At 54.3% G+C, this 13,062-nt stretch carries 7 protein-coding genes; 1 reads left to right on the top strand and 6 read right to left on the bottom strand.

The features are described from left to right. Window positions 1-486, top strand: a 486-nt coding sequence (locus BHAP_RS07455) for a transposase (RefSeq protein WP_211279705.1), incomplete at its 5' end; no start/stop codon positions are given. A 277-nt stretch (window positions 487-763) separates the two neighbouring features. On the opposite strand, the gene BHAP_RS07450 is transcribed toward BHAP_RS07455, so the two are convergent. From BHAP_RS07450 to metG, 6 genes are all read right to left on the bottom strand, one after another. Next, complete coding sequence (locus BHAP_RS07450) at window positions 764-1,627, bottom strand: aldo/keto reductase (RefSeq protein WP_094730099.1); 864 nt, start codon at window positions 1,625-1,627, stop codon at window positions 764-766. Window positions 1,628-1,740: 113 nt separating this feature from the next. Beyond that, window positions 1,741-2,007: a hypothetical protein gene (locus BHAP_RS11490; protein ID WP_143248760.1), complete on the bottom strand. Its 267-nt coding sequence runs from the start codon at window positions 2,005-2,007 to the stop codon at window positions 1,741-1,743. Window positions 2,008-2,237: 230 nt separating this feature from the next. After that, a complete protein-coding gene (locus BHAP_RS07445; RefSeq protein ID WP_143248759.1) occupies window positions 2,238-5,474 on the bottom strand; it encodes an isopeptide-forming domain-containing protein in 3,237 nt (1,078 codons plus the stop codon). A 1,236-nt stretch (window positions 5,475-6,710) separates the two neighbouring features. Next, a complete protein-coding gene (locus tag BHAP_RS07440; protein WP_094730097.1) occupies window positions 6,711-9,059 on the bottom strand; it encodes a DUF2207 domain-containing protein in 2,349 nt (782 codons plus the stop codon). 132 nt (window positions 9,060-9,191) lie between these two features. Continuing rightward, on the bottom strand, window positions 9,192-9,758 hold the full coding sequence (locus BHAP_RS07435; protein ID WP_094730096.1) for a LemA family protein: 567 nt from the start codon (window positions 9,756-9,758) through the stop codon (window positions 9,192-9,194). A gap of 1,370 nt (window positions 9,759-11,128) precedes the next feature. Further along, the gene (gene metG, locus BHAP_RS07430) at window positions 11,129-12,997 is read right to left on the bottom strand and encodes a methionine--tRNA ligase (RefSeq protein ID WP_094730095.1); all 1,869 of its coding nucleotides are present in this window, start codon (window positions 12,995-12,997) and stop codon (window positions 11,129-11,131) included. Window positions 12,998-13,062: the final 65 nt, after the last annotated feature.

The raw sequence follows: 13,062 nt of genomic DNA, 5'->3' as shown, positions 1-13,062 counted from the left end.
GCCGCCGTGAACGAACTGTTGCCGGAGGCGCGTTATCAGCGGTGCATGGTGCATTTCGAACGCAATATCCTCGCCAAGGTCAACCCCAGAAACCGGGAGTGGGCTGCGGACGCGCTTAAGGCCGTGTTTGCTATGGAATCACGCGACAAGGCGTTGGAGAAGGCGGAATCCGTCGCCAAGGAACTGGAGACAAGGAAGCTCAGAGAGGCTGCCAAATGCCTGCGCGAAGGCATTAGCGAGACGACGACCTACCTGCTCGACGACTATCCGAGGGAACATCGCCGGCGCATCCGTACGAACAACATGATCGAACGATTGAACCGCGAGATCAGGCGACGCACGCGCGTGGTCGGCTCGTTTCCGGACGGGCGGAGCGCGTTGATGCTCGTCTGCGCGCGCGTCCGCTACGTGACCTCGAACGAGTGGTCGACGCGCCGTTACCTCGACATGTCCCGGCTCGGTGAGAGCGTACCAGTAGCGAACTGATCATCGTCGCAGAGCCGGGCGAAGACCAAAGTGCGCAAGAATCCGGGCACTACCCAAACATCCACTAGTCTCCTGCGTCATACATTCGTTAGCGAATTCACTACCCGTTATTGGGAGTGGTTCCCTTGACAGGGGAAGCCAAGAGTCACGCGGTTTTCTCTCACTGAACGCCACTCAGCGAGCGTTTTCCGCCACGCGCCGACATGCGCGGTGTGCTGCCAAAAGTGCAACGACCATCGTAAACGAACTTCTGATGCAGTCCACTAGGCAAACCCGTTCAGCCGAGGGTGGCGAAATCTTCGTCGTCGAGCTTGAGTTCGCCGGCTTTAAGGCTGTCGAGGATCGTTTCGGGACGATGTGCGCCCGGAATCACGAACATGTGGTCGCCTTTAGCGAGCTCCCACGCGAGTACGACCTGCTGGTAGCTCACGCCATGCTTAGCCGCGACTTTACGGAACGGGTCAAACTTGGACTCGTCGTACGGGTGACGATAACCGCCGAGCGGACTCCAGCATACGAATGCAAGACCGAGCTTGGCGCAGTAGTCGAGCGTGTCCTGCGTGTCGAGATGAATCGGCGAATACTGGTTCTGCACAGCGATGAGCTTGTCGCCGAGAATGCCGCGCGCAATATCGAGCTGTTCGATACTCACGTTTGACACGCCCGCATACTGGGCAACGCCCTCGTCAACGAGCTGTTTCAGCGCTTCGATGGACTCGTTGTACGGCACTTCCGGGTCGTGACGGTGCATATACAGTAGGTCAATCGTGTCAACGCCGAGCGCCATCGCCGATTCCTTGCCGTAACGGATGAGGTGTTCCGGCTTGCCATCGCGCGGCCAAATCGGCTTGCCTTCCTCGTCGTAGGCGCGGCGCAGTCCGATTTTCGTAGCGACCAGCACTTCGTCTTTCGGCCCATTCCACGTTTCGAGGGCTTCGCGCACGAGTTTTTCGCCGGTCTGTTCCTCTTCGCCGGGCGTGTAGTATGCCCACGCGGTGTCGATATGACGGCATCCCGCGTCGAGCGAGGCGTGCAGGGTTTCAATGCCGATATCGTGGCCGCGGTTATTTTCGATGGTCAGCGGCATTTCGCCGTGGCCGATGGCCGTGGTATTGAACGGGCCAAGATTGCGATGCAGCATGAGCGTGCTCCTTTGACTGGATTGTGCTGGGCCTGATAGCTAGATGCCCTTCCGCCTCCAGCCTACACTCCTGAACCCAAAGTCATCTATAAGCGTGACATTGCGGCGGAGGATCACCTGCATTCCGCCGCAAAATCACACAAATCCGGTCCCAAATGTGACATTCCGGCGGAGAACCACCTAAGGCCCGCCGCAATATCACACAAACAGGCCAATTTTTGTGACATTCCGGCGGACACACCACCATCTTCCGCCGCAATATCACACTTTCCAGCACATTTCCGTGACATTCCGGCGGAAAACAACCTATCCTCCGCCGCAACATCACAAAACGGGGTAATCACTTGGTCACGCGATGGATTGAAACGGGTCAATTCCATCGCGTGATCAAACCTCCACACACACCACCAATGCGCGTGGCAGAAAACGCTCACTACGCACACCCTCAGCGAGAGAAAACCGCCACGCGTGGATATGAGTGGCAGATATCTCTCGTTTAGGCTGTTGTCAGTGAGAGAAAACCGCCACGCACTAATGAGAGTGGCAGAAAACGCTCGCTGAAGGCCTCCTCAGCGAGCGTTTTCTGCCACGACGCAGTCCCAGCGCACAATCACCATCCCAAGCCTTTACGCTTACGTACATCGTGAATCACAGCCAGCATCATTGCAGACATCGTTGCAAGCAGTCCGCCGACGAGCATCCAGTGACGAGCCGTCATACTACTCCCGGTCATAGGTAACAACTCCATCCTGTATACCTCGTCGTACGCGTTGAATTTTCTCGCCGACGAAGGATGAATGCCGCGGGATGTCACTGTTTGCAGAGCTGCCTGATATTCGCTTTCGACGGTGCCTTTGAGCATGACATAGTACAGAGTGTGATCAAGCGTGTAATACACTTTGTTGCCGTTGGTATCAGTGTATGTCGGCGGATTCGTTTCCATGAAGTAGTACAGCACGTTCGTTTCCAAGGGATGATCGGCGGAACCAAACGTAAGCTGACCACTGGTACCGGTCGTTTCCGTCCTCACCTTAGTTGACACATTCTTGATTTGATCCTCGGTTGGGTTCTGCTGCGGCAACCTGCTTACGTCTACCTTCCAGAGTTCAAACTCCGCACCTTCAAGGTATCGATCCAGCTTATTTTTATCCACTTTGGTCACCGTGAACGTGCCAGCAGCACCTTCGGATTCGGCCTGCGGTTTCGTGACTGTCCACTCTTTCTCATTCGTAGAGGCTGCCGCGACGATTCCCTGTAGCTCAGCCGTATTGGACAACGTTACCTTATCGCCGGGGTCGCCGGTCGGCGTTACATCATACGTGACCTTCATCGGCGTTGCGTCAGGCAACGCAAGTGTAAGTTTTGTCGTCGGATTACCTTGCTGATCTTTGACGTTATCTACTGTCGTTGGCACGGTTAACTGATTATTCGTTGCGATATTGGTTACGCGCAATGAGTCAGTGACAAACGTAGACTCAGTATCCATCACGTCGGAAAGTGTTAGTTTGTCAGTTTTCGCAACGAGATCGGTACCCTCAGGATTTACGGTAATACTGTACGTGACACGATTTTTGTCTTTATCTTGCGCTGACGTTTTCTTAATGACTTCGGGTGTTCCGTTGACTGTTGTTGAGTCGCTGCCGAGATTAGTACTTCCGGTGGTAGCCGTGGCGGTATTCGTGAAAGTGACCGGTTTGCCAGTTGGTTTCGCCGCAGTTTGATACGTGAGCATAGCGAAAGCCTTATAGAAGTGATCATTCTGCTCAAGATAATCGGTGGGCAGCGTGAAGGTGATCGTACCATCCGTATTTTTCGTCATAGTGGCATCGAGATTGAGACCGATTTGTGCCCCGGGACTGTTACCGGCTTGAATATCGTATTTGCCACCCGGCACATACGTCATTCCTTCAGGCAACTTTTCAGTCACTACGATCGGCTTTCCTTCGGTGTTCACCTGACCGTGAAGATTATTCGGGTCATCATCCTCATTGACCACGACTTTCCACGTGGCCACCCAAGCACCCTTTGATCGGTCAGCAGAGTCGATTTTGCTCCAATCGAAGTCCTGATTCCACTGTAGCTCGCCAGTTTTCGACACTAGGTTGCTTTTATCGATATGATCGACGGCGTTATATCCTTGCGACGGATTGGTACCGAACTTCACTACAGAGCGGTTGATGTAATCTCCCGGAGCGCTGCTGCAAATAGTGGCATACGTAACGGTAATATCCTGCTTGCCGAAAGCCGCTTTGACTGAATCGCCCTTAAACTTAACGTTGAACGAAGTGTCATTATCCGGGTTAAACGCGCGCGTATAGTCATAATCCTGCCCTTCGATCAACGTTGTGTCACTAATCTTGAAGACTGGTTTCTTCTCAAACTTGAACGAAGCCCCCTTTGGTTTTCCCTGCAAAACATCCGCAAACTCGAGCGTGGTGGGATCGGTTGTCGCAGGCATCCGTGAGGTATAGATAGTCGACGTCCATGTCGCTCTTCCATCCGCATTCGTAGAAGCGCTGGCGTCAAGTCTCTTGTGGATATAAGCCGTGGTATCTTGCGGTGTGAAGTCCGTGGAGTCCTCGCCCTTAGGTTGCGTATTTGTATCATGCGGCGTCAGTGTGCCGGTATTACTAATCGACTCCATCGACTTGGGATCATCGTACGCTGTGTGATAACGGATATGATACTCATTACGTCCCGCATCCATACCAAACGTATACGTAAACTCCTTGCCATTGGTAGGAAACGAACCCGACGCTACGCTCGTGTCTTTACCATCGACTCGCTTGATTACCTCGTATGTACCGGTGTAGTGCTGGGCGCCATGAAGCTGGTCACGAAACTGATAGCCACCCATGTCAAACTTGTAACTACCGGCGTTAATCGTCACATCCCATGTAAGGTTCTCAGTTGAACCGCCCACATTTTTTGAGATCAACGTATTGCGTAAGTCCGGTGTGTTCTCGGCGTGCCCGGGATGCGCCGCACCATCCCACGTCCAATTCGCCTTATTCTGAGTCTGATCAAGCGGAGTACCTTTGGCAAGCGCTTGCTGAGCAGCTTCAGTCAACGCCGCTCGATACGTAATCACATGACCACCGTCTTGAGCAGCCGGCAGCTTACCCAAGGTGACGGTTGCTGTCTGCCCGTCAATAGTCACCTTGCTGGCGTCAATAGATTGACCATCTAACTGAAACGACCCCGGTACAAACGAAAAACTCGTGCCCATCGTGTCAGTAAGCACAACATGATCAGCGTTGAACTTATTGTGCAATGCGATAGTAAAAGTGATCGTGCCGTCATCGTTGAGCGCCCACGTTTTCTTACCGTCAATCTCAGTTTTGTCAGTCTTGATGATGATATTTTCTGTTACACCGGGAAAATGAACGACCGTGGTATCGTCATTGCCGCTTGTCTCATGTTTGAGCGTGAACTCGAAACGTATACGCGAAGTAATATCTGAAGGATTGCGCGTAAGCCAGTCCTCATTCCAGCGAGTATAGACTTTGCCATCCTTGATCCACCACACTCCAGCCTCAGCTCCATTAGGATCGTACAGCGTGGATTCTTCGGCATCTTTGACAGTGACGTTGCTCGGTATTGTGTAAAAACGAGTCGGACTTTCCAACGTCGGCTTTTCAGTATCATCCCAATCCCATGTGATATCTCCAAACATGGATTCGCCCACTTTGAGCGTATCCTTGTCGGGATTGAATGGCTGAGTACCATCCTTGTCTTTGTATAGTTCGAGGGTGATTTTGGTTTTCGACCCTTCACCGACTTCCACCGCAGGAGCATTCGGATTATAGGAGGAAGCTGGTGAAGCAGCCGTAGTGGTGATGTTCATTTCTGCGAAAAGTAACGATATAGCCACGAGTACGGCTATGACCGTTCTTTTTACAGCATTGTTCCGCAACACTCCCCATCACCCTTACAGCTACCGCATGTCGAGCCTTAACAGCTGGACATATTCATGAATACTGTTATTGTTCGATATTGTGCATGTGCACAGGCACTGTTACTGCCATACTGATCTTGCCGGATTTGCGTATAAACCCCTCAATACAATCCGGTACCACGGCCAGCCTCGGATATAACAACGCCATGTAGCTGTCATCATATAGTGACAAAGCAATCCTTATGCTGCGCTCATATATCCAGTGCGCCAACACAGTATGAATGCTTGACGAATTATTCTTACTGCGCTGGGCTCTTTTGTTTATATGTGGTGAGTGGTGATCACTATTTGTGTGACATTGCGGCGGAGGATCACCTGCATTCCGCCGCAAAATCACACAAATCCGGTCCCAAATGTGACATTCCGGCGGAGAACCACCTAAGGCCCGCCGCAATATCACACAAACAGGCCAATTCTTGTGACATTCCGGCGGACACACCAACACCTTCCGCCGAAATATCACACTTTCCAGCACATTTCCGTGACATTCCGGCGGAAAACAACCTATCCTCCGCCGCAACATCACAAAATGGGCGATCGCGCAGGCGGTCATGAGTCAGCATGGATCACGGGACAGCAAAAAGCGTGTTTTTGCCATCCCGTGATTATAGATATGTTCACGCGATGGCCAAAAACCTAGAATTTCCATCTCGTGCGCTGAACAATAAAGGAATTAAGGTCACGCGATGGCATGATACCGGTTTCATGCCATCGCGTGTGGAATGCCCAAATCACGCGATGGAAAAAATAGAGGTTTTACCATCCCGTGCGCTACACATCGGGGATACATAGGTCACGCGATGGATTGAAACGGGTCAATTCCATCGCGTGACCAAACCTCCCACACACACCCACACACCCCAATGCTCGTGGCAGAAAACGCTCGCTGACACACCCCTTAGTGAGAGAAAACCGCCACGCACGAACGGGAGTGGCGGAAAACGCTCGCTGAGACCGGTCTCAGCGAGCGTTTTCCGCCACGACGTAGTTTCCGCACCCTCCTGCACACACAATCGCGCCACCAAGCAGGTTTCCGCACCTATGCGTTGAGGAAATCCAGCCCGCCGACCATCAACAGACCGTACAACCAGCCCGCCGACCATCAACAGCCCATAAAAACCCAGCTCACCGACCGCCGAAAGAACCGCCACCAGAACCACCATCGGAACCACCGAATCCACTACCGGAGAACGAGCCGCCCGAATCGCTGCTCGACGAAGGCGCCGCCGCCTGAATTGTCGAGCGAATATCCGCAAATCCGGCATTCAACTGCGCTCCGATATCGCCTGCGTTCGCACTAAATGCAGCCGGATCGAACCCGTCAGAACCGGAACCGGAATCACCGAATCCGCCGCCGTCGGACGTACCGGACGTACCGCCGCCATACCACGCATATGGCCGGTAACTCCAGTACAGCAGCGAATCAGACGCGTTGCTATCCAACCAATCCGGGTCCATCACTTGCGGATACGCCTTCGCCAGCTCGCGCAATACGCGATCGGAAATACCAAACGCAGCAGCATACACGAGATAGCGGTCCCACAGCACGAGATCAGCCGCACCACGATCGGCAAAATTCGAAAAATCAGTCATGTACCGGTACAATCCGCGCACCTGACCAGCAAGCCGCTGACCTGCGTCCGTCAATGACGTGCGCGCCGCATACTGTATCGAAAACAGGCCCACGAAGAGCGCCGGCGCAACGATCAGTAACGCGACCGTTATCGTGTAGAAGATGCCGTGCAGTACGGCCGTAACGATTGCAAGTGCGACCGCGCATCTGCCTGACACGCGCGCGAGAGTGCCGCATGTGCGCGTCGCACCGAGCATCGCAAACTCGTTGTCGCACGCGGTTTCGTACTGTTCGAGCGACTCGTAGCCATCCCTCCAGTTTTTACAGACCGCGTTCATACGTTCGAGATCGAACACTGGACCACCCACGCGCTCCGAGATGACCTTCAGCAATCGCAACGTTGCGGCTTCCGATTGACTGAGCTGCAAGTTCTCACGTTCGCGATCGTCGTAACATACTGGTAGCAGCACGATCGTACTCGTCGTGCCAGCGACCTGACGATCAGTTGCGCTCGAACCGATCATCGTTGCCAGCTGAGTAGCGTTCAGTTGGCTTAAGTCAATGCCCTGATAGATCGACATCGGACCGGGGACTATCGCAATCGCTTTCTTCGACGCGAGTGACAGCACATTCGCGCTCATTTGACGCGCGGACAGCGAGCCGTGCGACTTGAGGTCAAGCACGTCGGCAAATTTTGCGGCCGATGACGGACTTACGTCGGGCTCGTCGCGCCAGTATTCGATATCGCCGCGATAGCGCATGCCGAGGTGACTGCGCAGTGCAGACACGAGCGCGATCGTACACAGGATAAGCACAACGAGCGCGAGTCCAATCCAGATGGCAAGCCTGATGCGCGCGCGAGAGCGTTGTTGATCACGCCACGCGACTTCCTGCTTGGCTTCGCTGGCTTTGATTGCGTCGAGCGCAGAGCCAGCGCCGCGGTGAATCCAGTCGCCTGAACGACTGCCGACTGCGTTCGCATCGTTGCGACTGTGCGCGCTACCGCCGTCGCCACCAGCGTCCGCACCAGCGCCAGTCGCGCCGCCGCCGCTCCACCACGCCGGCGGCTTCACCACGCTCGCATCATACGCCACGACCACATCGAGATACTCCTTCGCACGCACATCGCTCGCCGTAAACGTGAGCGACCCATCCTCCCCGCGCGACGTACTTGACGTACCCGCGTAATGCAGCCACGCCCACGAATTATCCGCGTCAATGCCGCTCGGAAAATGCACGGTACCAGTCAGCGAGCCGATCGGCGTTTGATTCGTTTCACCAAACGGCTCCCATTGGAACGTGGCAACGTCGTCGTACAAAGTCGTCGCGCCGACGAACGTGAACGTCACGTCGAATTGCAAACTATTTGCGTGTTCAGTAAACGGAATATTCCAGCCGATCTCGATCGTTTTACTGCCATCCACCGCACCCGAGCGAATCGGATATCCGTCACGAATCGGCTCATACGGTTGCGGTGAGTACACGCCGTTCGTCACGTCGGCGATATACCAGTGATTCGCGTAGTCACTGTTCCACTCGGTTTTGCTCACGCCGTTCGGATTGCGCGGCTCAGTTTGCGTGTACGTTTGCCCGGTGGTCACGTTGCGCACGCTGATGTCGGTGATGTCGGACAGGTTCGTGCCGTTGAGTGTGTACTGCTGATACAGCTGTTTCCAAGGTTTAACGTTATCGTCGTCATCGGTGCGTTTGCGCAGGCGCATGTCGATGTGCTGCGTGATCGTGAGACTGCCGTCGGTCTGGATTTGAACGTCGTAGTCGAGACTTCGATAGCTCAGGTCCGCGCTTGCCCAAACTTTCACAGTAAATAAAAGACCACCGAAGACGAAGATCGTGGCGAGTGCCGCGGTAAAAACGGCTCGTACGGCGCGTTTAACGTTCATATGCGGGTCCTTACGTTACGCGGGATGCATGAATCATACGCATGATTTCGACGCGAGTTGACACACAAATCGATTCGCAAGTCGCGCAATTTAGCTCTCAACTGAGCATACAGTTCGATTCGCGTAACCCAATCAAAATGCGACTTGCGGCACGGCGCGCGACGTATCATCGGTCTGGAAATACTCGGCTTGTTCAAAATGAAACATACCGGCGATGATGTTGCTCGGCACTGTTTCAGTGGCCGTGTTGTATTTGAGGACAACGTCGTTGTAGAACTGCCGCGCGTACGCGATTTTCGATTCGAGTTCTTTGAGCTGGGACTGCAAATCCATGAAGTTCTGATTGGCTTGCAGTTGCGGATACGCTTCGGCAGTAGCCTGCAGGTTGACGAGCGCGCGAGACAGCGCGTTTTCGGCTACAGCTCGGCTGGCGGTGGTCGCGTTCGGGTTGCGGGATGCCTCGACGACGCTGGCGCGGGCTGCGGTGACTTGCGTGAGGACTGCCGACTCGTGGCTCGCATACCCTTTGACCGTTTCTACGAGATTCGGGATGAGATCGGCGCGCTGTTTTAAGTGCACGTCGATCTGTGCCCAGCCATTTTTCACGCGATTGCGCAGTGTGACTAATCCGTTGTATGCGCCCACACTCCACAGCACGAGTATGACTAGTATTACTAGTGCGATGATCCCGAATATCATGTGACAGTCCCCCTTGCCTGTTGCCCGTACACACGGCTTGTGTTGCGCGCATCGTATTGTGGTTTTGCGATGCTACACATTATTCTTCCACATCCTACGGATGCCAAGATCGCGCCACACATATGGGATATATGAACTTTTCTGGGAGTCTTTATTGTTGAATTGCGATATGCGTGTGCACAATAGCTCGGTATAACGTTATACGACGCTATTGTGTACATGAGATTTGCCACACAACCGATTTTTCGGCGATTTTTGCGTTGTGTGGCAACGCGACGTGCCACACAAGGTTGTTATAGCGGTAAAACACTGTTATGCGGCAATAGCCAATTCGGCAAAACCGCGGAAAACCGCCATTTTTGAAAATGGGCCTGATGAGGCTTCCAACACCGACGTGCCACACAACGCAAAAATCGCTATTTTTTGCGTTGTGTGGCACGAATCAATACCCCCCTACCGCCAGCTACTGGGAGGGCGTGGACCTTCTGCGATGCTATACATCATTTGGGTGGCGGAAATCTCTCACTGAGCATTGCTCAGTGAGAGATTTCCGCCATTCACATCAGCCCCGTAGCAATAAGGAGATATTTCCATCGTTAGGTAGGCAGTCCTGCCGTTTTTCTTCATCTCCCGACCACAGATCAGGCATTTTCCGTCTTACTGGATTTCGCTCGTTCAATTGAATGCACACATTCGTTCTCACACCATCCAGCCCAGTTATTTTCCCGCCATCGAGAATAACCAACCGACACGCCTGCTACCACAAGACCAGGCAACAATTCCTAAGCCCGTAAAAAAGAAACCCGGCGGGGAGAGCCGCCGGGTGAGAGAGAAGAGAGAAGAAGGGTTCAGTTATGGGGTTCTCGCAGAACCTCGCCATCGGTCATAACCTCTGACATGCTCTATATAACCGTTGGTTTCTTAGAGGAATGATGCGCGTTCCTTAGAAAATCCTGAAAGCCATGTAACAGCTTTGTGGTCAACACGTTTGCCATTATTCAACAACACACTCAACCCACTTTCTATCAGTCCTGCACTATGCAAGTGCAAATACGATGCAAGCTCCTACACCAGCAATTCGCAAACTGAGAGGCAAATTCCCACCCCTTGCACAGGTCTATTTGCAAACTGAGAGGCAGAGTTCCTGCTTATTCTTGGGCTATGGCCCTATATAGGCCAGTTTCGGGGGTATGTATCCGTGTTGAGCTGCCTCTCAGTTTGCAAATAGACCCCAACAAAGACCAAAATCTGCCTCTCAGTTTGCAAATTGCCAGCAAAACACGATCGATCGCGGCACACCAACACAAAAAAGGGTCTTGCCCGTGCGATAACACGAACAAGACCCCGATCAGTCAGCGGCAACTGCCGATTTACTTATTATCGGCGAGCTCAGCCTTCGCCGCAGCCAAGCGCTGCGCCTCAGCCTCACGACGAGCCGCCAGCTCAGCGTCAAAACGAGCCAATTCCTCAGCCACAGCCTCCTGCGGAATCTTCGCGAAAATCGGCGACGGCTTCGCCACCGGCGTGCCCGGCACAATCTCCTCGCGCTTCCACGGATGCACCGTCTCACCGAGCTTGTAATCACCCGTAATAATCGGGTAATGGAATCCCGGCTTGTCGAGATCTTCGACCTCTTCGATGCGCGGCAGCGGCGAGAACGTGCCAATGCCGCCAAGCGCCTCCCACACCTTCTGCGCGGAATGCGGCAGGAACGGCGCGAGCAAGTGATTTGCGTCGGACACCGCCTGTGCGGCCACATGCAGCACAGTGCCAAGTCGCGCCGGATTATCCTTGATTTTCCAAGGCTCGGTGGCAGAAATGTACTTGTTGATGTCGCCAACCAGCTTCATAGCCTCGCCGAGAGCACCCTTTTGACGATGATGCTCGATCAGGCCACCGACCGTCGCAAATGCGGCGTTCGCCTCGTCGAGCAGCGCACGATCCTCGTCAGTCATCGAAGCCTCATCGAGTGCCGGAATCTCACCGAAGTTCTTATTGATCAAGTTCGCAACGCGATTGACCAAGTTACCCCACGAAGACGCCAGTTCCTCGTTGTTGTGACGCACGAACTCAGCCCATGTAAAGTCAGAATCAGACGACTCCGGACCCGCCACGGAAATGTAGTAGCGCACAGCGTCCACGGGGTAACGCGCGAGAATGTCCTTGACGTAAATCACGATGCCGCGCGAGGAGCTGAACTTCTTGCCTTCCATCGTCATGAACTCAGAAGCGACAACCTGTTCAGGCATGTTGAGCGGACCGTATTCGCCGGTCTCGCCGCCCTTGGAGCCTTGACCGTTGTATGCGAGCATCTCGGACGGCCAGATCTGCGAGTGGAACGTAATGTTGTCCTTGCCCATGAAGTAGTAGGCCGGGGACGCCGGGTCGTTCCACCACGCACGCCACGCTTGTGGGTCACCCTTGCGGCGAGCCCATTCGATCGATGCCGACAGGTAACCGATTACCGCGTCAAACCACACGTAAAGCTTCTTGTTCGGGTTGTCGATCCAGCCGGCGACCGGAACCGGAATACCCCAGTCGATATCGCGCGTGATCGCACGCGGCTTGACTTCCTTAAACAGGCCGATCGAGAAGTTGATGACGTTGGTACGCCAACCAGTGCGGGTCTTGAGCCACGCGAGATTCGCCTCGGCAAGCGCCGGCAGATCGAGGAAATAGTGCTCGGTTTCCTCGAAACGCGGGGTTTCGCCGTTGATTTTGGAGACGGGATTGATGAGCTCGTCCGGGTCGAGTTCGTTGCCGCAAGCGTCGCACTGGTCGCCGCGCGCGCCTTCGGTGTGGCAAATCGGGCACTCGCCTTCGATGTAACGGTCAGGCAGGGTGCGGCCGGTAGACGGCGAGATAGCAACCTTCTGCGTGCCCTTATAAATGTAGCCGTTTTTGAGACACTGCTTGAACAGCTCCTGCACAACGTGCTCGTGATTGCCGGTGGTGGTGCGCGTGAACAGGTCGTAGCTCAAGCCCAGATCGCACAGGTCCTTCGCGATGACGCGATTGTAACGGTTGGCGAGTTCCTGCGCACTGACGCCTTCCTTTTCGGCCTCGACGAGGATTGGAGTGCCGTGTTCGTCGGTGCCGGACACCATCAGGACATCGTTGCCCTTCATGCGCTCGTAGCGCGCGTAAACGTCGGACGGCACACCGAAGCCGGCGACGTGGCCGATATGACGGGGGCCGTTTGCGTACGGCCATGCAACATTCACCAGAATATGACTCATGATTCCCGATTATCCGGCGCAGCGGGGACAGTGACAACGGGGTGGTTGACCGCACGATTCGCGCG

It is taken from the genome of Bifidobacterium hapali (assembly GCF_002259755.1).
Lineage (GTDB): Bacteria > Actinomycetota > Actinomycetes > Actinomycetales > Bifidobacteriaceae > Bifidobacterium > Bifidobacterium hapali.
The sequence above is the reverse complement of the archived record's forward strand: the minus strand, read 5'-3'. Positions and strand labels throughout refer to the sequence as shown.